Source organism: Streptococcus orisasini (assembly GCF_001431045.1).
Classification (GTDB): domain Bacteria; phylum Bacillota; class Bacilli; order Lactobacillales; family Streptococcaceae; genus Streptococcus; species Streptococcus orisasini.
In genome coordinates, this window is sequence record NZ_BCLE01000009.1 from 1 (window position 1) to 22,075 (window position 22,075).

Consider the following 22,075-nt stretch of genomic DNA (forward strand, 5'->3'; position numbering starts at 1 on the left):
GAACAAACTTTTAGGAAAGCTAATTTTTTAATTGGTATTCATTTAAAATATCAGCACCTGATGTAATGCATTTTGCACCTTCCTGAATGAGATGGTGGCAGCCATCTGACTGACCGTCTAAAATATTTCCTGGGACGGCAAAAACATCTCGGCCTTCTTCCAAAGCCCGCTCACAAGTAATCAAGCTGCCTGAACGTGTTTTAGCCTCTGCTACTACCACTCCTTGAGAAAGACCAGCAATGATACGATTGCGCTCTGGAAAGTGATACTTAAGCGGCAGACTGTGAGCTTCGTATTCTGATAACAATAATTGTTTTTCAGCAATGTAATTTTGCAACTGACGATTCTCATGAGGATAATAAACATCGAAACCTGTGCCAATAACAGCAATGGTGGCTCCGCCATTCTTTAAACTGGCTAGGTGCGCAGCAGTATCGACACCGCGGGCTAATCCGCTGACGATTACAAACTGGTTTCCTAGTTCCTGAATGATTTTTTTAACAGCATCTGCACCAATCTTGCTGACATTTCGAGAGCCAACAACGGCCATTTTAGGCTTGTTCATAAGTTCCAAATCGCCTTGATAAAACAAAAGAACAGGCGGATTGTAAATCGTTTTGAGTTCTAAGGGATATTCCTTATCTAATATAGACAAAGACGGAAAACGATTAAATTCATCACGTAATTCTTTGCTCTTAAGATTTTTGTAAGTTTCCATAAAAATCAGAGGATCCTTGCATTTGGAAACAACGGCCATATCCCGCAGTGATAAAGATTTCTGCTTCTTTTTCTGATAATCAAGAATACTCAAGATATTAAGGTTGGTCAAGCCAGCTTTTTTTAGTTTAAATAGTTGAAAATTATCCATTTTATACCTCACTATTTAAACTATTCGAAAAAACCTGACCAATTTGGCCAAGTTTTTTTCAAATTATAACTCTTTAATAATTTTTGCAGGATTGCCAGCAATCAAAACATTATCACCGAACGATTTTGTTACAACACTCCCTGCTCCAATGACAACATTATCTCCCAGCACAACACCAGGCAAAATAGTCACCCCACCGCCTGCCCAGAGATTATCACCTATTGTGATAGATGCACCATATTCCAGACCGGAAATGCGTTCTTTGGCATCCAGCGGATGCAGCGGCGTCAGCAGCTGAGTGTTGGGGCCAATCATGGCATTATCTCCGATGCGAATTTCACAGACATCAAGAAAAGTACAATTAAAATTAGCGTAAAAATTCTCACCTACATGGATATTACAGCCATAATCACAGGAGAACTGCGGTTCAATCATGATATGGTTACCAGTTGTGCCAAACCAATTTTTTAGCAGTTCCTGACGCTTGATGCGATCGAGCTCATTATTAAAAACAGCCATCTTCTCACGCGCTCTTAATCGCAATTGTTTTAAATCCGCATCAGCTGCATCATACAGCTCTCCAGCCAGCATTTTTTCTCTCTCACTCACCATAAAAATCACTTTTCATTAATCATTTTTAGTACTGTACTTTAAGTCTATTATAGCATGAAGGCGTTCGATTTTTAACACATCGAACGCCTTTTCTTTATTTTTTAGTAATCAATGATTGAACTTCTTTAATCATTGATTTGGTAACTCTAACACCGCCTGTGTTAAGATACCAATTTTTGCCATTAACCTGAAAAACATGTTTATTTTTGACTGCATCTGTATCCTTGATAACATCATTTTTAAGGATCTTATCTGCAGAAGCATCCTGACCAATTGTTGCTCCTCGGTCCAAAACAAAAAGGTACTGAGGATTCTTTTCCGAGATATACTCGTAAGAAACAGAGGAACCATGAATACTTGCTTTTTCTCCTTCGTTAACAGCCTTGAATCCAGCTTCTTTAAAAATCCAGCCAAAACGTCCTTCTGGCGATTGACTTAAAAGTTCACCACTGTTTGCTAAGACAAATAAGGCTGACGAATTATCCAGAGCCTGAACTTTTGACTTTAACTTTTTAAGAGAATTGTCAAGTTCTTTGTTATAAGCTGCAGCTTTCTTTTCCTTACCAAAAATTTTACCAAAAGTTGTTACTTTTTCTTTCACACCAGCGATAAGATTAGCATCAGAAGCTGCAGAACCATAAACAATAGATGCTTTTGGAGCTGCTTTTTTCAATTCTTCAATGTTCTTAGATGACGCAGAACGTGCACTGATAACAATCAAATCAGGTTGAATTTTTGCAATAGCTTCGAAATCAGGTTCAAAAAGGGATCCCGCATTTTGATATTTTTTAGCAGAATAAATTTTCTTCATATCTTTATTCAGCATATCAAGACCGTGTTGAGATTTTGGGACAGCAACAATGTTCTTTTCCTTTCCCAATGCAGTAATTGTATCCAAGGCTCCTAAATCATAAACAACAACTTTTTTAGGATTCTTTTTTACAGTGACCGTTTCCTTTACCATTTTAGGCTCAGCATTTCTGTCCCTTGACTGAATAGAATAATTATTTTCAATTTTTACAGTTTTATCTGCTGCAAAAGCTTTGTTTGGCAACACAAAAGCAAACACTGCTATAAAGAAAGCAATAACAATCGTTTTTTTAGATAATTTCATTCTCATCTCCTCATGATAATAACGTGAAAAGAGCAATTCATTTGTTTATAGGTAGCGTGCTGTTTGACAAATGCACTTGCTCCTGAGGGTCAAAATAGTTACAAATCTTTCTTCCTTGATAAGTTTCAATTTTTATTGGCATATCGTAGATTTCAGACAAGATATCTTCTTTGACCACCTCATCCACAGTTCCGTTAGCAATAATCTTTCCTTCTTTTAAAGCGATAATATTGTCGGCATAGCAAGAAGCAAAGTTAATATCGTGAATCACAAGTATAATCGTTTTATTAAAATCTTTTACTAGACGTCTCAGTATCTGCATAATTTGAACAGAGTGTTTCATGTCCAGATTATTCAAAGGTTCATCCAGCAATATGTAGTCTGTATCCTGCGCCAGCGTCATAGCAATAAACGCTCGCTGTATTTGACCGCCGCTTAATTCATTAAGAAAACGATCTTTGATTGTTTTTAGCTCCATGTAATGAAGCGCTTGTTCTATCTTATCGTGATCATCTACAGACAGCCTTCCCTGACTGTGAGGAAATCTTCCAAAGGCTACAAGTTCTGCTACTGTAATCTTAAGGTTGATATAATTAGACTGTCTTAAGATAGCCAAGTGTTTAGCTAGTTCTTTGCTGTTATAGGCTTTTAAGCTCCTTTTGTCCAGAAAAACCTCACCGCTGTCACAATCCTTCAGACGACTGATAATAGACAGCAAGGTGCTTTTCCCTGAACCATTTGGTCCTATAATAGCTGTGATTTTTCCTTTTTCAATGTTCAGAGTCAAATCTTTGAGAACTGTTTTTTGCCGGTAGCGCTTAATAATATTTCTTATAGAAATCATTTATCCTTACTCTCCTTTAATAAAATGAGGATAAAATAAATCCCCCCAAAGAAATTTAAAATAACACTCAGCTGTGTTCCTAAGGAAAGAACATATTGGACAATAACCTGTCCGCCAGTTAAGGCAGCCATTCCTATCAAAACACTGGCTGGCAATAAAATTCTGTGACGATAGGTCGGAAAAAGCTGATAAGCCAGATTAACAACCAGAAGCCCAAAAAAAGTAATGGGACCAACAAGTGCAGTCGCAACAGCAACTAAAACAGAGATTAAAATAAACAATCTCATAATCAGACGATCATATTCCAGACCCAGACTAATCGCAGTATCCTTTCCCAGCAAAATAACATCCAATTGACTCAAGTAGGCACTATTGAGCAAGAGAATCAAAAAAACAATAATAACCGATACCCATAAAAGCTTAGTATTAACAGCATTAAAGCTGGCAAATAAATTATTTTGCAAAACCAAGAAATCACTGGGATCAATTAACATTTGGAAAAAGGAAGATAAAGAACTAAAAAGAGTATTTAAAACCAAGCCGCAAAGCAAAATAAAATAAACCGAGTACTCTTGCTGTTTAAAAAGAATTTTAAACAATAAAAGAGCAAATCCTATCATAATCGCTAAGGATAAGAGATAATTAACAAAAGAAGACAGCTTAATGATTTGCTGACTGCCCAAAAAGAAGAGCATTATAGTTTGGATAAAGACATAAATACTGTCTAAACCAATAATGCTTGGTGTTAAAATACGATTGTTACTGATTGTTTGAAAAATCAGCGTAGAAACACCAATACATACTGCTGTTAGCAAAAGAGCTAACAATCTCTTATAGCGTGCTTGGACAATATAGATGAGTAAAAAAGAATTAGCATCCCTTCCAATTCCATAAAGTAAATAAAGCAAAGACAAGGCAAGAACCAAAATACAAGTCAGACCCAATTTTTTCCTATGAGATAAGGATATTCTCACCAGCTCTTCCTTCCCTTCAGTAAGAAATAAAGGAAGAAAGAACTTCCGACTATCCCCATAGTTAATCCTATCGAAATTTCATGAGGAAAAATCAACAGGCGCCCTAAAATATCGCAGCTTAAGACAATCACAGCTCCTAAAAGAGACGTTAGTGTTAAACTTTTTTTCATATTGTCGCCCTTGATATTGGAAATCATGTTTGGAACGATTAACCCCAAGAAAGGAAGTCTGCCGATGATTGTGACAATAACGGCAGTCATAATCGAAACGATTATCAAACCTAGATTGATAACTGCTTGATAATTGAGCCCTAAATTCTTGGAAAAGTCCTCACCCAGTCCTGCTATTGTAAACTGATGCGCATAAAGATAGGTTACCAGCAAACAAGGAAGTACTAAAAATAAAATCTCATACCGATGAGAAGTTATGATAGAAAAATTACCTTCCAACCAACTATTCACTGATTGTAATATTTGAAATTGAACCCCTAAAAAGGTACTAATAGCTGATACAACCTGTCCCAGCATCAAACCTACTAATGGAATAAAAATCTCATCTTTAAATCTAATAACCCTTAAAAGATAAACAAAAAACAAGGAACCAAAAATGACAAAGACTGATGAGACAGTCAGCTGTAACAGCAAAGAAGATTTGCTAAAAAAGATAATGCTGATAACAACTCCCAGCTTTGCCCAATCCATTGTCCCGGCCGTGGTTGGCGAGACGAATCTATTTTGTGTTAATTGCTGCATTGTCAAACCGCATACGGCTAAACTAGAACCAGCAATTAAGAGACTAATTGTTCTAGGAATACGACTAGATAATAAAATATTAAATTGTGAATCGTCTAAAGAACCCAAATCAAAAACTGAAAGGCTCTTGACACCGATAAATATTGAAACGAGAGAAAGAAAGACTGCTGCTGTTCCCAGCACTGGAACAGAGAGTACTTTTTTCATAAACATTCCTCTCGAAAAGTGTAATTTGATGTAAGCAAACAAGCTTACCAACTTATTTTATCATAAAAATTAGAAAATCCGTATAAGGTTTTTGCATCAATGCAAAAAAATCGGGGACAGCACATTATATGCTGTCCCAGTTTAATTTATTTATTAGCCCACAGAGACCTGACTGGCTCAAAACTTCGCCGATGAATCGGCGTCGCTCCTCGTTCCTGAAGTCCTTTTAAATGTTCCTTGGTTCCATAGCCAACATTTCGGGCAAAACCATACCCTGGAAACTCTTGATCATAGGCTGCCATCATGCGATCGCGCGTAACCTTAGCAACAATAGAGGCTGCTGCTATTGATAGACTAGTTGCATCTCCTTTGATAATGGACTGTTGCGGCAAATCTACATCTAACTTCATGGCATCAATCAAGAGCCCTTGAGGACTAAGCGTAAGATTGCTTAGAGCATCCAACATAGCTAATTTTGTCGCCTCATAGATATTGACCTCATCAATGACCTGACTGTCCTTAATGCCGATGCCAACAGCTAAAGCTTCTGCCATAACCGCTTCATAAATAGCACGATGTTTGGCCTTGGGGATTTTTTTACTGTCATTTAGCCCTTGGATTTTACAGTGTTTGGGTAAGATGACTGCTGCTGCGACAACGGGACCAGCCAATGGGCCACGTCCCACTTCATCAATACCAGCGATAAGCTCAATTCCTTGATCATACCACTCCTTTTCATAGCGCAACATATTTTCTAAACGCATGTCTTCATCTATCGTGGCTTGAATCGCTTTGCGACGCTGTTTAATGGCAGCCTGCACCCCTGAGCGGGTATCGCTGTAAAAGGCTTCCCAACGGCTATCAGTCAAATCTGTAATAGCTTGTAACGCTGCTTTTACTTCCTTAATTGTCGCCATCTAAATCACTAACCCTATCCAATGTGTACCTGCCAAGCTTCCCGTTGCGAACTTCTTTAATAAACAAAGAATAAAAACGATCATAATCGTCACGAAAACCAAGTTTTTGAGTCATGTTCATGATGATTTCCGGTACTTCCGCATCAAGACCGATTCCTTTGAAGCGTTCTTCTAACCGCTCTGGATAATTTTCCTTGAAATAGCTGAGTCCAAAAATCGTCACCTCGTCCATTGGGAGTAACTGGTCTTTGATAGCTCCTGTCAAAGCCAATTTAAGCCCTACTGTTTCATCTTCAAATTTAGGCCAGAGAATCCCTGGAGTGTCTAAAATTTCTAAGTTCTTATTAGATTTCAGCCACTGCTGCCCCTTGGTCACTCCTGGTCTATCACCAACGACAGCAATTTTTTTACCAGCCAAACGATTCATAAGCGTTGACTTACCAGCGTTTGGAATACCGATAATCATGGTTCGCAAGGTCTCTTTTTTTATGCCGCGTTCACGAAGTTTACTAAGCTTTTCTGCCATCAACTCTTTGGCTGCATCAGTTACTTTCTTGACAGTCGACTGCTCTTTAGAATTAATTGCCAAGGTTTTAATTCCCTGTTTTTCAAAAAAGCTACGCCACTCCAAAGTACGAGCACTATCGGCCAAATCTGCCTTATTTAAAATCATCAACTTTGGTTTATCCCCTACAATCTTTGTCAGCATAGGATTCTGACTAGACAAGGGCAAACGAGCATCCACTAAAACCGTCACAAAATCCACGTGTTTGAGGTTTTCTTGTACCTGCCTCCTTGCCTTGGACATATGCCCTGGAAACCATTGAATAATTGCCATGAGTGTATAATTCCTTTCGTATCAAGGGTTCTGAACTTCCCAATTTCCTTATTTAGCTTAAATTATTATGTATCCATTTTTACTAAGATATCTATCGTCAGTAATTTTTGTTTCTATTATACGAAATCATATTGTTCCATTTATGGCTATAAACCATATTTCAATCACTTCCATTATAAAAAGAAAAGCGAAATTATTGCCAATAAAACAAGTAACCTTTTTATTATAACATGATTTTCATTATTTGACTGTTTTTTGTCTTCACTTCACAAACTGTTCAAATCCTTCTAAGTTAATGATATGATAAACCTAATGTTCCATTCCAAAATCCCTATCAAAAATGGTCTTAATTCAAAAATGAAAAGTCTACAAGAAAACGCAAATTTCTCAAATATCGATTGGTAGGACAAGATTCTCAATCTCAGTCTTAGGCGGCTTCTTTCCTTTGTCAATGTGACGTAACAATCATAGACCTAAAAACACCAAGCTACACGGCCTGGTGTGAACATACTAGAGATTCAAATCCTTCAAAAAGGCGTCTAACTCTGCTTGTGCTTCTGGTGTGGTGCCTTTGAGTTGGTGAAGGAGGTCAGTCAACTGGGCTGACTTAGCTGCAATTTCTTGGTTAGTCTTGTTAATATTCGCCACAATATCCGTCAATGGGGCTACTTCTTCCTCCTCAAAAGTATCAACGTAACGAGGGATATTGAGGTTGAAATCATTCTCTTGCAGTTCTTCAAAGCTAGCCAGATGGGCAAACTTGTCCATATCCTCGCGAGACTTGTAAGCCTCTAAGATTTTTTCAATGTGCTTATCTTCCAGAAGGTTCTGGTTTTTACCCTTGGTAAATTCCTTAGAAGCATCAATAAAGTAAACATCACGAGTGGTTCTATCTTTTTTGAGAATAATAACTGTGGTTGGAATGCTGGTATTGAAAAAGATATTGGCTGGCAAACCAATCACAGTGTCAATAGCCCCTTCTTCTAGCAAATGCTGACGGATTTTCCCTTCCGCATTCCCACGGAAAAGAACGCCGTGTGGTAGGACAATGGCCATAACCCCACCGTCTTGTTTGAGGTGATAGTAACCATGCAGGAGAAAGGCAAAGTCCGCTTTTGATTTTGGAGCCAAAGCACCAAATGCTGAAAAACGGGGGTCTTGCAAGAAACCACTATCTGCTGCCCACTTGGCTGAGTAAGGTGGGTTCATGAGCACCCCATCAAAGTTGGTTGGCTCCTGCGTCGGCCAGTCCTCATCAAGCGTGTCTGCATTGTGCAAATACTGGTTTTCAATCGGCACACCGTGCAAAATCATGTTCATGCGAGCCAGATTATAGGTCGAGGTATTGAGCTCCTGGCCAAAATAAGAAATGGTATTTGGTTCATGGCTGTACCGCTTAGCATTCAACAATAGAGAGCCAGATCCCATGGTCGCATCGTAAAGAGTGAAGCCTTTCTTATCCTCACGACCAAGCAGGGCAATCTGCGTCATTAGCTTAGCGACAGGCTGTGGCGTATAAAACTCTCCAGCCTTCTTCCCTGAGTCAGTCGCAAACTGACCAATCAGATACTCATAAGCATCCCCAAGCATGTCACCAGCGTGACCTGCCACATCCAGCACTGCCAATTCTTTCATGACCCCAGAAATGGTCTGGTTTTGTTTTTGAGGCGTCGCCCCTAACTTCTTCGAGTACAAATCAATGTCCTCAAACAGATTTTCAAAGAGCTCGTCCGCCTGCTCGATGTTACGGAAGCCTTGTGCCAAGTCCTCTAGCTGGAAAGTGCCGTCATTAACCCGATCCACCAAGGCCGTAAAGGTCAAGTCTGGCTCAATGGCATAAGACATCTCACCCTTAATCACCGCCAGCAAATCAGCATGCGTCTCCTCATCCTCGTAGTAACTACGATAAAGGTCCAAGGCCTTGTGCAAATCATCGGTCGGCTCCTCCATGGTCTCAGCCACATAAAAGAGCATCTTGTCCGACAGGTACTTGTAAAAGACCATGCCCAAGAGATAGGACTTGTAGTCATTGGCATCCATCTTAGAGCGGAGAATATCCGCCGAATTCCAAAGCGCCTGATAGAGCGATTGAGAGGTTTGTAGTTGTTCCATGTTTTTGTCTTTCTAATGGTTTATTTTTGGAAAATAGCAGAGCTGATAGGCAATATTCCAAGTAAACTAGATAGTCGTTGTTTTACTACTGCTTTATTCCTGCTCCAAAGGCACAACAGCCAAGGTCTTTCCAAGGCTGGCTAGCACTTTCAAAACGGTATCAAGTTGCGGACTGGTTTTTCCAGATTCCATCCGAGCAATCACAGGTTGACTAACACCGCTGAGCTGCTCCAATTTCTTCTGACTGATACCCTTTTCTTGTCTGGCCTTAATGAGCTCAAGCATAACTGCCACTCTCAAATCACTTTCACGCAATTCCTCAGGCGTAAAGAGTTCCGCTTGAACCTCTTCCCAACGACTACCAATAGCTGGATTGTTTTTCATCATACCGTGCCTCGTTTCTTTAAATCTTCTACTTCACGCTTTGCTTGTTCAATCTCTCTGCGAGGTGTTTTCTGAGTCTTTTTGACAAAGGAGTGCAATAAGACAAAACTGCCATCAAGCCAAGCGACAAAGAGAATTCTATCCCTCAAAGGACGTAATTCCCAAATATCACCCTCAAGGTGTTTGACAAAGGGCTCGCCTGCCCTTGTTCCCTCAATTTGTAGAATCTTGATGTAATCTCTAATCTTAGTCGGTTTAATCCGACTATCCTTCCCTTTTTTAGAAGCCAGCTCCCTCATATAATCAAGAACAGGCTCATTGCCCTGCTTATCTTTGTAAAAATAGATATCGTGCACTCAGCAACCTCTTTCGTCTAAATTATAACTTAAAAGTTATTAGAAGTAAATACTTTTAAGTTATTAAAACACATTAAGTGTTCATCTTATTATTCGAAAAAGGAGAATTACTCTTGTATCATATCATTTATTATTGAAAACGAAAATGTATTTTCTATTAAGTGTTGTATTTCTCTCACATTTTCACATCTATCATATGCTTCAATCAATCTTTTTTGTACTTTTGTAGGTAAAGCGTAATTAAATTCTTGCGAAATTTTAGCATATTCTTTTTCACCAATTTGATTTTTTACATTTGCAGTCAAATCAGAAAATTTTATTATTTTATCAAAGCGACTATAAATAGCTCCACCTAAGTTTTCTTTTATATCAGCTAAATCCGTATAATTTGAGGTACAAATAATTATCGAACGACTTAAATGAAGTGAATAATTTCTATCTTCATAAATACCTTCATCAAATAACTGGTAAAAAGCACTATGAAAAACAGGATTTGCCTTATCAAACTCATCCAATAACAAGACATTTGATTCTCTATCTAGTAAATCCTTTGCAAAGCTAGATTCATGATGAGTACCTCCAAAAAGGTATGTTGCAAACTGGGTATTTTGGTACATAGAAAATTGCTTTCTAAATATGGGTTCGTCTAACACCTTAGAGATATACTTAGCTGTTTCAGTTTTCCCTATACCTGACTTTCCATAGAATAATAATACCACAGGTTTTTGACGTTTTTCTATTGTTAATGGGAATAGGGATTGCAGTAATTCAGATTTTACCGATTTTTGTCCAAGAATAACATTATCATAGTTAGAATTAATCTCTTTTAAATGCCTTAACTCTAACTTTTTATATTCTTGTTTTTGTCGCTTAACATCTGGGAACAATCGGATAATCTGGTCTTCCAGTAATTTAGGTGGATTTTGAATATGCAGATTATCAATTTCGAACTTTGATAAAAAATTTATGAAGTTGGTAATGACATGTTCATTAACTCCCGCATACTCAGAAGAACCAATTACGAAATTTTCTACAGAAATTTTTTCAGGCATCTCCTCCTTAGGATACTCTCCATTATTGTTTGGTAGCATCAGTTTCAGATTTTTTGATTCATTATCAAATTGATAGACTAACTCAGTTAATGTCGTATAGGTTTCAGGAAGTAGTTTGTCAAACTCTTTTTTTGAACCATTAAAAATTATCACATTACTTATTTCATTCATTGCTCATTACTCCTGCTAATACAACATCGTAAACATCTAAGTAATTTTCTTGATTAATTTCTTGTTTTTCTCCTGTAACAATCTCCTGAATATCTATTCTAGACTCAGGTACCTCTACATCAAATTCTTTTTCCAAAGATAGTTTTTCCAAAGTCGTTTTACCAACTTTTACAGCATAATATGATAAATCCATTTTTGTTAAATCAACAAGTGTATAACTATTTTTGAAGGCATTAATATTAAATCTAAGGACAGACTGAGATTGAGTATTCTCATTATCATATGCCAACATCTGATAATATCCTCTTTCACCAAGAATAGCATTATTAAGCCCTTCTATATTAATCGGAATTTGATCTTGCGGAACAATGTTTAAATATGAACTATACATTCTATACATAGTAACAGAATTTTGAGGAGTAACTAGTTTATGATTATGAAATTTTTTTATTTGACTATCTTTATCAGCATGATCTATATAATCAGTCAATATTGTATTAGTAATGGTACTATTAATAATACTTTTAGCTCCAATTTCAGTACCTATATTTATTTTTCCTGATATTGTTGATTTTAGATAAGTTAATAAGTTAAACCCAGCTTTCGCTTGTGCTTCAATTTCTCCTACTATTTTTGCTAATTTTTCTTTATTTTTCTCGGTTGTCCAGTCTATTTTTCCTCCTTCTTTTATAACATTATAATCACTTGCAGAGGGTTCATCAAAATAAACTATTTTTATCATATCTTTTTTATCATTATTTTTCTTACTCATACAATTAGTCTTTCTATTAAAAATTAAACAAACATATCCTGCAAAAGCTTTTTCTTCAAAGTTTCAAGTTGTGTGATTTTTTCTTGGTAAGAAGAAATTAAATTGTCAAGGCTAGAGAAGAAAGAACCTATAGCACGTTGTTCTTCAGACGATGGTAATAATAATGGCATTTCCATAAAATCATCTGGTTGAATACGCTTAGCTTTTCGTGATCCATTAGCAATCAATCCTTGATATTCATAAAATGATCGTCTCATAACATACTCTATCAAAAATTTCTTATCTAATTTATCAATATCAAAGCTTGGAACATCTAGAGTTGATTCAAAACAATCTAATTCCTTAGGAATAATCCCAAATGCTTGATTTTGAAAATCAAGTTTACTGTATATAAATTGACCAGCCAGCCTTTTAAAATATTGTGTATTCTCGCTTCCAGAATAGATTTCTTCTTTGGAAACAACTCCTTTTCCCCAAAGCTTAACAGTGAGCTTCTTTGAATTAGCACCTGTATTCCCCTTTATTCTACTCTCAGTTAAATAATTACCAAATTTATCCAAATTCCACTCGCCATCAAATCCATCTAAGCGGATTTCAGGAGTGGTCTGTCCTGCCTTTGGAAACATCTTGGACAGCATGGACGCCTTAAAGGCTTGATAGTTGGCCAAATTACCCTTATAGGCAGACAAGAGTTCATCAAGCGTCTGGAAAAGCGACCCTATAGCGGATTGTTCGGTTGATTCTGGCAAAACAATTTTAGTATCCATAATATTTTTATTGTAAAGCCGTTTGATAGTTGTTCCCTCAATACCTTCCCACTTTACAAAAGAATAAAATTGTTTCAAAAAGGAGTTCTCTAAGCGCTCATCATGTTCTAACCAAACTATATTTGAATCTTGATAGTATGCCTCTTCTCCGTCATATTCAACAACTCTACCGATACTTCCAGATGCAGATAATAATAAATCTCCCTCTTTTGGATAAGGATATTTTACTCTGTACTCCTCAAATTTCTCTCTTGAAATGAATGAATCTGCGACACCCCCAAAAGTCCCAATCTTATAAAAAGGAATCTCTCCATCCGGAACAGTCTCTTCTTTGAAAATCCGTTTGTTCATAGCCACTTTGCCTAAGTCGCCTAATTTCTTCTCTTCCCATTCACCATCAAATCCCCGAAATCTGATGGCTGGGGTTGTTTGTTTGGTCATTTTTTACCTCCAACTCCAAAATCATATTCTAAAAATAAATTTATCTTTAATTCAAATGTATCGCTTCCCGTACCATGCTTAAAACCAAAACTTTCTCTCATCGAGTTCTGCATAACCACTTGTAATTGTCCCATAGTTTGTTTTTGAATATGATTGAGATTACTTAGCAATTCTTGTAATTCAACAAAGGAATATTTCTCTAAAAAACTTAACCAAATCCTTAATATGCCAACAGTTAAATCAGATAATTGAACTAATTTTGAGTCTCTTGAATTAATAAATTTATAATCTGCTACTTTACCAAACACTTCAACACTCTCTTGTTCAAATAATTTTTGAATTTCTAACTCTTCGTCAAAAATATGCTCCGAATTATAGAATGTTAAAATAGCATTATCGTAAATACTTTTGAAATTTTGAATGAGAACCTTATCAATATTATTTTCTAAAAGTAGCAAATTCTTTTTTCGATAACTCTTAATTGACTGTTTTACATATTCTAAATGAAATTCATCTGATTCACTAGTAGGTTGAATTGACTCAATCCAATTAATTACCTCATTGATAAAACCTTCATGATCTTTGATATTGGGATAATCAAAATAAATCATTAGTTGAATAAACCAATCCTTATCTCTGTTGAGATATTTATATAAGGTATTTTTTAGAGCCCTACTAAACTCAAATCCACCAAATGTTGATTCATCAAGTGAATCTATGATATCAACTACGCTAAAATAGAAGTTATCTTGATAATAGTAATGAATCCAATAGTCATTATCATACAACCATTGAATAAACTTTTGAACTCTAGATTTTGACATGAGAGATATAAAATCTTTAGCCCCTTGTTGAATATGTTTAAATTTTACTTCATCAGACGACTTGCTAACCTGTAAATCCATAAATAGAGTTTCAATACTATCTTGTGTGGGTAATTTCCCTTTCTCAAAACCCAATCCGCCTAAAATGAAATAGGCTTTTTCATCAAAATTAAAACTTTCATCCTTTAAACGAAAAACTCTAGCATTGTTTGTTTCATCATAGAAAAGAACATATTCTTTATCCATATTAGGAACACCATGTAAATCTGATATTCCTTGCACTATCACTGTGTAGTCCATAGCTTTCTCTCCCCTACAGTACCAACTCAGAATTTCCAATAGTTATTAAAATGTTCCTCACATTCATTTTCCTTAAAAATTTGATAGAACAAGCCTCTCATTTCTTCCTTTGTCTCAGAGTATGATTCCGCTGATAAATCATCTATAGAATGAGAATTGACGTTAAATAACTTTAAGTACTGTTCATTGCCTTTATAGAACTTATCTTGCTTTAAAGAATTAAATTTCATATACGTCTCAATAATCCGTCTCATGGTATTTAGCATTGAATTTTTGTGGCCACAATCATAGAGATCTTTTAACTCTACCCAAAGTGCTTCATAACTGGTTTTGAAGTCTTCTTTTTCACTGATTATTTTTATAAATTTATGGTTATCAATCCGATAAAAATTATTTTTATCATATTTTGTTCTACCTTTATCATCTTTAAAGTTACCATGAGGCTGTACATTTAAATAAAAATGAACATTATGAGTAAGAATAACCATGATATCCTTGTTAATATCATATTTATTTTTATCTTTCCCTTGATAAAGTCGTTGCAGTTCCCAAGTAATAAGGTATTGCATAGTCGTATCATTGGAGCTCATTGGATCATCAAATACTATTAGTTTTGGTTTGTTGGCCTGACTATCTCTAACCTCTTCCAGTTTTTCAATAAAGTACAGAAAAGCTATGATATTCTTTTCTCCTGTTGATAATTTTTTAACACTTCTATATCTGTCACCTTGCATTATTCTATAATATCCGGAATCTTCGTTTTCATAAAAATCCAACTCCCATTGAACTCTTGATTTCAATTTTTTATTGATTCGGTCAATAGCCTGTTTTTCAGCTTTTGGCTTTAATTTCTCAATATCAATCGTTAGCTGGTTAATTTCTTTCTGTAAGTTATTCAGATGTTCTTTTTCTCTATCAAAGTCTTCTTGTCGTTCTGCTTGGACTTTTGAAAGATTTTGTAATTGGTTACTTTCAACTTGATAATTAAACTTATCAAGTAAAATTTTTATTTCATGATATCTTAATTTATCTCGTGCAATCTTTTGTTCTTTTTCCAGATTTTCTGAAAATCGATTGTTTTCATCAATAAGGAGATTTAGGTTATTAAAATCAAGTCCCTCTGGAACCTCAGTATCTATAAGATCACTTTCATTAAATAGATTTTTTTCTTTATTCTCAAGTTCTGTATACAAGGTATCTAAAAACTTATTTTGTTCTTCTTTTAACTCAAGAATTTTCTTCTGTTCTTCTACCGCTCTATCAAGAAAATTTGGGTAAAAACCTTCTGTACTAATTTGTAATCCATTTAGCTGTTCTTGTAGGCTTTTAATTTTATCTTTTCCTGATTTTATCCTATCTTGAAGAGCTTTCACTTCATCTGCAGAAAAATAACTTTCTAATTCATTGAAAACTTCATCAGTGATTTTATTCCCGCAAAAAGCACAAATTTGTTCTTTCTCGTGAATATATAAGCCAGTTTTGGCGAAATTGATTTTCTCTTGGTTATCTAACCTTGCTATTTTGATTCGCTCTTCTACTTTACTTGAAATAATTTCATTTACAGCAATTAAATATTTATCGAAATCAATATCTTGGAAATTAATTCTATTGATACGCTTAGGTTCTGACTTTAAAACCTGTTTCAGTTGATTAATTTCAGTATCTTGTAAGAGATTGGCTCGACTAATTTCATTTTTAAAGTTATTACTCCTATAATTACGAGAACTTGTAACCAATTGGGGATTAGATATATCGCCAATACTTCTAGCAGAGTCTGTATAGAATTTATCTAACTTTTTCTTCTGCTTGTTATAGCTATCTTCACTTGCTTTAAGTTTACTATAGAGATTTTCATTCTCATCTTCTGAATCGGTAATACGACCATTTGAAAGCGTATATTCTGATCGTTTTGCTTCTAGTTGTTTGTTTATCTTACGGATTTCTTCTTCCTTTTCTCCTGCATCAACAGCTAAAGAAAAAGCGTCTAGATTTTCATTTTCACCAACTAGTGTTTCAAAGCCCTTAAAAACCTGAACGTCAAAATCATCGGACTTTTGGAATTTAATAGCATCACTTAACGTTGATTTACCAGAACCATTTCTAGCAAAAATAAAATTCTTATTACGCAATTCTAGTTTTTTCCCATCAAATAACGGTTTATCTGAATCTGAAAATTGAATTTGTGTTAAATCTATTGTTGTTTCAGTCATTGATCTGAGCCCCTCCCCTATATACAATACCTATCCCTTATGTTAAAAATCATAGCTATCATTAAACATATCAATTTCTTCAATCGGAGTTTCTAGGGTTAATTCAGAAATTTTTATTTCATTTATCAAAAGCGATTCGTCAGGCTGTTTGTTCGATTTTAACCAATCAGAATTCCATAAATTAATGTTGTTAGGTTCCCTGACTTTTTTAGCCATTTTGGATTTGTATTTTTTATCGCGCTCTTTAATAATCGAAATACGTTGCAACCACAGTTCTATAAAGTCTGTATTAGGCAGACTATCGTATTTACTGAGAATACTAGTGATTGTTGAGTTAATTTCTGATGGTTCAAGGAATTTAAATAATGCGGCAAGAATAGTTACACAATGTTGAATACTTCCGGGATTTTTAAGCATGATTGCTGTCACTATACTAATCAATTGATAAATATCATCTGGTTTTTTCTTTAATATATTTTTATGAACACGATTCTTATAAATATCTGTAAGAGCTTTCTTTACTTGCCCACAATTAGAAAATTTATCACCTAGGATTTTAATTTGAAGAAGGTGCTTTTGTAAAGACAGCTGAAAATGCCATTCTCCGTTTGAAGTTTTATTAGCAATACTAGCGTATTGGCTAGTCCAATATAGTTTATCTGGCTTAATGGCATCTATAATAATATCATCACATAAAAATGTTTTTTGAGAATTAATTTTTAAATTTAAATCAAACAGCACTTCTGTTAATAGTTTCATAATTTTTTCAGCAGTTTCAAGTTGATTTGAAAAAATGCGATAATCATCACGGTACCTTAATATTTGAAAATCAGTTAATTCATTGCTGTCTGCCAACTCTATTAGTCGCATATCAGCATATCCCAAAATCATTTCGGCAATAAAGTCCATTAAAACACTTCCCTGAGGAATACCATTTGTTTGACCATTTTGCATAGATCTAATTTTTGTATCTAAAACGTTTCCTATTCCATTTTCTCTATTCTTCTTTGCACACTCTTTTTCATGTAATGCCCAAGGAATTGTATGAGTATAAATCGAGGAATAGCAATCAGTAATATCCGTTTGAATACAGTAATTGTAATCCAAAGCAAATTTTATTTGTGCTTGTTCTAAATTCTCCCACCAGTTTAAAATTTGCTCAGCTTGGTCATTCTTTGCACTCGTAGACTCAACAGGTATTGAAATGCATTTAACCCGATTGTCTGATTGGAATTGAGAGAACCTAGCTGCAATGCTGTCCCAGTTTTCTTGCTCGGTAATTGTATTAACTAAATCAACATAAAGTAGCGGGTGGATTAATTGAACGGGTCGCCATGCATATTGACCATCCTTATTCATTAATATCTTATAATTGACATCATCTCTTTGACTTACAGCATTTTTACAAATGGATATCTCATTTAATTTTGATTGCCCAATAAGCTTTTCTGCTTGAACTAATAATTCTTCAAAATCAAAATAAGATGGTAAATGCCCATTAAAATATGATTCAGATTTTAAGAAAAATTTCTTTGCTTCTGAATTTGTCATCTCTAAAATACTTTTGCTTGGCACTGATTCCCCTTTCTATTTTTATTAGTCTCTTGCTTATTATTATACCACCACTTCTGTCCCTCTCAAAGGATGGTCTACCTAATTTTCAAACAATTCTTACTATCTTTAGCTCTGCTATTTTACCAAAAGAAAAAGATCAGACTGGAAATGGCTGATCTTCAAACAAGGTGTTTAACCATTTACAAAAATTATTTGGGCTTTGGCAGTATCAATCTTATATGTTAGAATGAACCTGATAAAGATAACTTTCGAAGGATTACCGCTGTGTTCCCGAATGGGAGTAAGTTAATGGACGAGAATTCACACGCGCCTGGGGTTATCTTTATTAGTATGATGGTTCTTTAGCCCTTCATCAAAGTTTGAGGGTCTTTTTTCTTGGGTCGGATAGCAGCAATTCAATATTAGATCAGCCTTCACCAAGTTTATCTTTATTTTCTATTATACAGCTCTTTTCTCTTATCCACCCTAATGCTTGTAACTGTTTGTGTTTATTACTTATCACAAGCAATATTATTGATAATATATTCTTCAACTGTATTTTACTTATGTTATAATAACAATGCGTGTGACTAGATTTTTGACTTGTGTGTTCGCAAGTATTAACAACAAAGGTTGGAATACTTTTTCAGCCTCTAATATCTCACCAGGAAGACTTTCAGCTGAGAAAACATCTGTACTTCCCTTAGGCCAACTGCTTTTCGCATAATGAGTTGTCACACGCTTTTTTTATTTTTGAAATATTATGAATAAACTACAAACAATTCAATCAAAAGAAGATTTTGCACATTTATTAGGCTACAAGAAATATTCCTCAATTACCTATCTGCTATATAAAATCGGTATTGATAACCTTTATACTAGTTTTGAGATTCCTAAAAAGACTGGCGGTACAAGGACAATCTATGCGCCTCAAAAAGCGTTAAAGAAACTTCAGAAAAGATTCGCCAGTCTTCTCTGGGAGGCTTATGTTGAAAATTTTCAACCCACATCAAATAAAAAGCATAAAAAATTACCTAATGTCTCTCATGCTTTTGAAAAGAACAAAAGTATCATTACCAATGCCAAAAGACATCGCAATAAAAAATTTGTTTTAAATCTTGATCTAGAAGATTTTTTTGGAAGCTTTCATTTTGGCAGGGTTCGTGGATTTTTCTTAAAAAATCGTGATTTTCAAGTTCCTGAGGAAGTAGCCACACTCATTGCACAATTAACCTGCTATAAAGGGAGTCTTCCACAGGGGGCGCCGTCGTCTCCTATTATCACAAACTTAATTTGTCAAATTTTAGATCATAGGATTGTCAAGTTAGCTAAAAAATATAGACTGACTTATACTAGATATGCTGATGATTTAACTTTTTCTACTAACGCTGAATTACCGGCTGAATCATTTGAAGCATTTTTCACCCAACTACAAGATATTATACACCGCTCTGGATTTTCAATTAATCACAGAAAAACCAGAATTAGTGATAATGGTCAGCGGCAAGAAGTGACAGGGCTAATCGTCAATAAAAAAGTAAATATTAAACGAGAATACTTCAAAAATACAAAAGCGATGGCTTTTCATCTGTACAAAGATGGCCAATTTGAAATTGATGGTAAGCCAGGAACTATTGATCAATTAAATGGACGATTTGCTTATATACAACAAATCGAAAACTACAATAACTATCTATTGTATAAAAAATCATTATCAACTAACGGGATTGAATATCAAAAATATCTTCTACCTAAATATGAAAACAAAAAGGGGAGAGATAATTTTTATCATCACTATATTTTTAACGAACAGGATTTAGTTGAGCCTACAAATTTTTGGAATAGCAAACATAAAAAATACGAGCTTCCCCAAACTTTCTACAAAGCAGAAAAAAATAGTAATTATAATTACATGGAAAATTTTTCGTCCAGAGAAAAAGAATATCAGAAATTTCTTTTCTTCAAAAATTTTTTCATGAACAACAGACCACTAATTGTTACAGAAGGTAAAACTGATATAGTTTATCTGAAAGCTGCACTAAAGAATTTAGCTTCTAAATATCCTTCACTAATTGAAAAAGAAGATAATCAATTTAATTTTAAAATTAATTTTTTCTCTCATACTGCTACTATAGATTACTTATTTAATATCCCTAAAGGTGGAGGAGAAGTTTTTAAACATCTATATAACTATTTCTCGGACAACACTGGTATAAAGCAACAAAAATACTTATATCCCAATTATTTGAAATATTTTCGGGAATTAACCTCACGAGAACCCAAAAATCCTACTTTTTTCCTCTTTGATAATGAACCAAAAGGAAATCCACTTTACAATTTCGCAAATCATGCTAGAGATTTAAAATTAGACTCGCAAACCCTAGATATTCTTAGAATAAATGCAGTGGATATCTTTGTAAAAAATAATTTATTTTTACTATTGATTCCACTACTCTCAGGAAAATCTTCTAGTGATATTGAAGATTTATTGCTAGCAGAGCAATCCATGCCAATATTAAATAATAAATCTTTCTCGAAGAATAATAATGACGAAGGACGAAACTCTTACAGTAAAGAAATTTTATCTAAATACATATTAAGACATTATCAATCTTTTAATTTCAATAAATTTATTCCACTTTTTGATGCACTAGAAAAAAGAATATTGGAATATAAAGAAAGTACTAAATAAATACCTAATGGACGAGAATTCACACGCGCCTGGGGTTATCTTTTTTAGTATGGCTGTTCTTTAGAGTCTGTGACAAACAGCCATCATCGCGGTTTGTCACAGACTCTTTTCTTAGTTCGAGCATTTGAATATTTGAAAAGCAGCCCTTGAGTTCGGGCTGCTTTGGTTAGTTTATGATTTTCTTTCATGATTATACCCAGATAATCATAGTTCTATATAGCAGGACTGTTGGTAGTCCTATTGTCGGCATCACCTGTGATCTTAAAGGCATCATAGTACTTCTTCTCTTTAATGATGCTCTAGGACATGACGAGACCTGAATAGATATCCAGCTTTCCTAGATATCTGGAGAGAATGTATCTGCCTGTCCGGCTGTTGTCTCGTCACTGTTAGATATAAAAAAGGGAGTGGGTTCAACCAAAAAATTGAAAATTTTGGTTCTCACCACTTCCTAATTTCTAATCAGCAACCTGAAATGGTCTCTCCTCAGACCGTTTTTGACATTTGCTTTGCAAACTTTATTCTCCTAAACAGGAATACTGGACGAGTTTTTGCTCAGTCTCGATATTTTTAAACTAGTTCGACATTATGGTGTTTTAAGATAATACTGTCAGTAATTTCATCAAATAAACTTACTTGGCTCCATGGACTATCAGCTCTGTGGGTGATATCCACCAACTGACCTGCTGATTTCTTACCAAATATTTCTAAAGTGGCCTTAATGGAAGCTAGTATGGTTTGGTTATCATCTGCTTGCAACATCTTTGCAAGAGTCAAGGGTACTGTAATACCGTCTAGATGAACATCTGTTTTATCGTCTGAAGCTTCAGCGATTTCTTCCTTACCATTTCCTTTGTAGTTTTCGTAAACAGTAGGAATAACTGGTCCATACTGCATGGCAATAATCTTATCTTTAAATAACCTTTTACCAGTCTTTGTTAGATAATCCGCATAGACTAAATAAATCATCTTTTGAAGCTTTAAGTTGGACATAGGCAGTACTGATAAGAGATACTTAGCAATGTCAAGCGCAGTGATTTCTTTATCTGCAGCTATAACTTGTAGAAAATCATCTAATGAACCATAGACTTCTAAATCCGCAAAGAAACTATCCTTATTAACAACACTGCTCCAATCTTTCGAATCCGTTGTTAATTTATGGATGACATAGTCTGGACGTCCTAGGAGCTTTTTTGTTTTATCTCTTAATTCTGTTAAGACATCTTTACTGATGACATCGGCTGTATAATGCCAAGCAATTCGCTTACCCAGTCGGTAAGAACTTGCAATAGCGATAACATGCTGAACCATGTT

At 35.0% G+C, this 22,075-nt stretch carries 19 protein-coding genes; 1 reads left to right on the top strand and 18 read right to left on the bottom strand.

The annotated features are described in order from the left end of the window. Positions 1 to 19: 19 nt before the first annotated feature. The 17 genes from dprA to SCSH_RS01575 form a co-directional block, all read right to left on the bottom strand. On the bottom strand, positions 20 to 868 hold the full coding sequence (dprA, locus tag SCSH_RS01495; RefSeq protein WP_057490135.1) for a DNA-processing protein DprA: 849 nt from the start codon (positions 866 to 868) through the stop codon (positions 20 to 22). A gap of 63 nt (positions 869 to 931) precedes the next feature. Next, the gene (locus SCSH_RS01500; RefSeq protein ID WP_057490136.1) at positions 932 to 1,480 is read right to left on the bottom strand and encodes a sugar O-acetyltransferase; all 549 of its coding nucleotides are present in this window, start codon (positions 1,478 to 1,480) and stop codon (positions 932 to 934) included. Positions 1,481 to 1,574: 94 nt separating this feature from the next. Continuing rightward, on the bottom strand, positions 1,575 to 2,594 hold the full coding sequence (locus SCSH_RS01505; RefSeq protein ID WP_370695898.1) for a siderophore ABC transporter substrate-binding protein: 1,020 nt from the start codon (positions 2,592 to 2,594) through the stop codon (positions 1,575 to 1,577). Between the two features lie 37 nt (positions 2,595 to 2,631). Next, on the bottom strand, positions 2,632 to 3,438 hold the full coding sequence (locus SCSH_RS01510) for an iron ABC transporter ATP-binding protein (RefSeq protein WP_057490138.1): 807 nt from the start codon (positions 3,436 to 3,438) through the stop codon (positions 2,632 to 2,634). Then, the gene (locus SCSH_RS01515) at positions 3,435 to 4,406 is read right to left on the bottom strand and encodes an iron chelate uptake ABC transporter family permease subunit (RefSeq protein WP_057490257.1); all 972 of its coding nucleotides are present in this window, start codon (positions 4,404 to 4,406) and stop codon (positions 3,435 to 3,437) included. Before SCSH_RS01515 ends, SCSH_RS01510 begins: the two co-directional genes overlap by 4 nt. Positions 4,407 to 4,408: 2 nt before the next feature. Continuing rightward, positions 4,409 to 5,371: an ABC transporter permease gene (locus SCSH_RS01520; RefSeq protein WP_057490139.1), complete on the bottom strand. Its 963-nt coding sequence runs from the start codon at positions 5,369 to 5,371 to the stop codon at positions 4,409 to 4,411. Positions 5,372 to 5,517: 146 nt separating this feature from the next. Next, the gene (rnhB, locus tag SCSH_RS01525; RefSeq protein ID WP_057490140.1) at positions 5,518 to 6,288 is read right to left on the bottom strand and encodes a ribonuclease HII; all 771 of its coding nucleotides are present in this window, start codon (positions 6,286 to 6,288) and stop codon (positions 5,518 to 5,520) included. After that, positions 6,275 to 7,126, bottom strand: coding sequence for a ribosome biogenesis GTPase YlqF (gene ylqF, locus SCSH_RS01530; RefSeq protein ID WP_057490141.1), 852 nt, complete (start codon positions 7,124 to 7,126; stop codon positions 6,275 to 6,277). The genes rnhB and ylqF overlap by 14 nt, the downstream gene beginning before the upstream one ends. Before the next feature lie 510 nt (positions 7,127 to 7,636). Beyond that, a complete protein-coding gene (locus SCSH_RS01535; RefSeq protein ID WP_057490142.1) occupies positions 7,637 to 9,238 on the bottom strand; it encodes a type I restriction-modification system subunit M in 1,602 nt (533 codons plus the stop codon). 93 nt (positions 9,239 to 9,331) lie between these two features. Further along, the gene (locus tag SCSH_RS01540; protein WP_057490258.1) at positions 9,332 to 9,622 is read right to left on the bottom strand and encodes a helix-turn-helix domain-containing protein; all 291 of its coding nucleotides are present in this window, start codon (positions 9,620 to 9,622) and stop codon (positions 9,332 to 9,334) included. Further along, a complete protein-coding gene (locus SCSH_RS01545; RefSeq protein WP_057490143.1) occupies positions 9,622 to 9,978 on the bottom strand; it encodes a type II toxin-antitoxin system RelE/ParE family toxin in 357 nt (118 codons plus the stop codon). The genes SCSH_RS01540 and SCSH_RS01545 overlap by 1 nt, the downstream gene beginning before the upstream one ends. A 107-nt stretch (positions 9,979 to 10,085) precedes the next feature. Further along, the gene (locus SCSH_RS01550; protein WP_238581355.1) at positions 10,086 to 11,201 is read right to left on the bottom strand and encodes an AAA family ATPase; all 1,116 of its coding nucleotides are present in this window, start codon (positions 11,199 to 11,201) and stop codon (positions 10,086 to 10,088) included. Then, positions 11,194 to 11,973 (bottom strand): DUF6414 family protein, encoded by a 780-nt coding sequence (locus SCSH_RS01555; RefSeq protein ID WP_057490144.1) that lies wholly within the window; start codon positions 11,971 to 11,973, stop codon positions 11,194 to 11,196. The genes SCSH_RS01550 and SCSH_RS01555 overlap by 8 nt, the downstream gene beginning before the upstream one ends. Before the next feature lie 23 nt (positions 11,974 to 11,996). Beyond that, on the bottom strand, positions 11,997 to 13,181 hold the full coding sequence (locus tag SCSH_RS01560; RefSeq protein ID WP_057490145.1) for a restriction endonuclease subunit S: 1,185 nt from the start codon (positions 13,179 to 13,181) through the stop codon (positions 11,997 to 11,999). Next, positions 13,178 to 14,305 (bottom strand): DUF3800 domain-containing protein, encoded by a 1,128-nt coding sequence (locus tag SCSH_RS11330; RefSeq protein WP_238581356.1) that lies wholly within the window; start codon positions 14,303 to 14,305, stop codon positions 13,178 to 13,180. Before SCSH_RS11330 ends, SCSH_RS01560 begins: the two co-directional genes overlap by 4 nt. Positions 14,306 to 14,331: 26 nt before the next feature. Further along, complete coding sequence (locus SCSH_RS01570; RefSeq protein WP_057490146.1) at positions 14,332 to 16,515, bottom strand: AAA family ATPase; 2,184 nt, start codon at positions 16,513 to 16,515, stop codon at positions 14,332 to 14,334. A 42-nt stretch (positions 16,516 to 16,557) separates the two neighbouring features. Then, positions 16,558 to 18,066 carry an RNA-directed DNA polymerase gene (locus SCSH_RS01575; protein ID WP_057490260.1) on the bottom strand — a complete coding sequence of 503 codons (1,509 nt, stop codon included), beginning with the start codon at positions 18,064 to 18,066 and terminating at the stop codon, positions 16,558 to 16,560. 766 nt (positions 18,067 to 18,832) lie between these two features. Between SCSH_RS01575 and SCSH_RS01580 the strand changes: the two genes are divergently transcribed. Then, a complete protein-coding gene (locus tag SCSH_RS01580) occupies positions 18,833 to 20,761 on the top strand; it encodes a retron Ec67 family RNA-directed DNA polymerase/endonuclease (RefSeq protein ID WP_057490147.1) in 1,929 nt (642 codons plus the stop codon). A 570-nt stretch (positions 20,762 to 21,331) separates the two neighbouring features. On the opposite strand, the gene SCSH_RS01585 is transcribed toward SCSH_RS01580, so the two are convergent. Further along, positions 21,332 to 22,072, bottom strand: coding sequence for a Panacea domain-containing protein (locus SCSH_RS01585; protein WP_057490148.1), 741 nt, complete (start codon positions 22,070 to 22,072; stop codon positions 21,332 to 21,334). Positions 22,073 to 22,075: the final 3 nt, after the last annotated feature.

Bases quoted from the DNA above. Each gene is read 5' to 3' on its own strand.
- dprA (WP_057490135.1), bottom strand. From the start codon at position 868: ATGGATAATTTTCAACTATTTAAACTAAAAAAAGCTGGCTTGACCAAC.
- SCSH_RS01500 (WP_057490136.1), bottom strand. From the start codon at position 1,480: ATGGTGAGTGAGAGAGAAAAAATGCTGGCTGGAGAGCTGTATGATGCA.
- SCSH_RS01505 (WP_370695898.1), bottom strand. From the start codon at position 2,594: ATGAAATTATCTAAAAAAACGATTGTTATTGCTTTCTTTATAGCAGTG.
- SCSH_RS01510 (WP_057490138.1), bottom strand. From the start codon at position 3,438: ATGATTTCTATAAGAAATATTATTAAGCGCTACCGGCAAAAAACAGTT.
- SCSH_RS01520 (WP_057490139.1), bottom strand. From the start codon at position 5,371: ATGAAAAAAGTACTCTCTGTTCCAGTGCTGGGAACAGCAGCAGTCTTT.
- rnhB (WP_057490140.1), bottom strand. From the start codon at position 6,288: ATGGCGACAATTAAGGAAGTAAAAGCAGCGTTACAAGCTATTACAGAT.
- ylqF (WP_057490141.1), bottom strand. From the start codon at position 7,126: ATGGCAATTATTCAATGGTTTCCAGGGCATATGTCCAAGGCAAGGAGG.
- SCSH_RS01535 (WP_057490142.1), bottom strand. From the start codon at position 9,238: ATGGAACAACTACAAACCTCTCAATCGCTCTATCAGGCGCTTTGGAAT.
- SCSH_RS01540 (WP_057490258.1), bottom strand. From the start codon at position 9,622: ATGAAAAACAATCCAGCTATTGGTAGTCGTTGGGAAGAGGTTCAAGCG.
- SCSH_RS01550 (WP_238581355.1), bottom strand. From the start codon at position 11,201: ATGAATGAAATAAGTAATGTGATAATTTTTAATGGTTCAAAAAAAGAG.
- SCSH_RS01555 (WP_057490144.1), bottom strand. From the start codon at position 11,973: ATGAGTAAGAAAAATAATGATAAAAAAGATATGATAAAAATAGTTTAT.
- SCSH_RS01560 (WP_057490145.1), bottom strand. From the start codon at position 13,181: ATGACCAAACAAACAACCCCAGCCATCAGATTTCGGGGATTTGATGGT.
- SCSH_RS11330 (WP_238581356.1), bottom strand. From the start codon at position 14,305: ATGGACTACACAGTGATAGTGCAAGGAATATCAGATTTACATGGTGTT.
- SCSH_RS01570 (WP_057490146.1), bottom strand. From the start codon at position 16,515: ATGACTGAAACAACAATAGATTTAACACAAATTCAATTTTCAGATTCA.
- SCSH_RS01575 (WP_057490260.1), bottom strand. From the start codon at position 18,066: ATGACAAATTCAGAAGCAAAGAAATTTTTCTTAAAATCTGAATCATAT.
- SCSH_RS01580 (WP_057490147.1), top strand. From the start codon at position 18,833: ATGAATAAACTACAAACAATTCAATCAAAAGAAGATTTTGCACATTTA.
- SCSH_RS01585 (WP_057490148.1), bottom strand. From the start codon at position 22,072: ATGGTTCAGCATGTTATCGCTATTGCAAGTTCTTACCGACTGGGTAAG.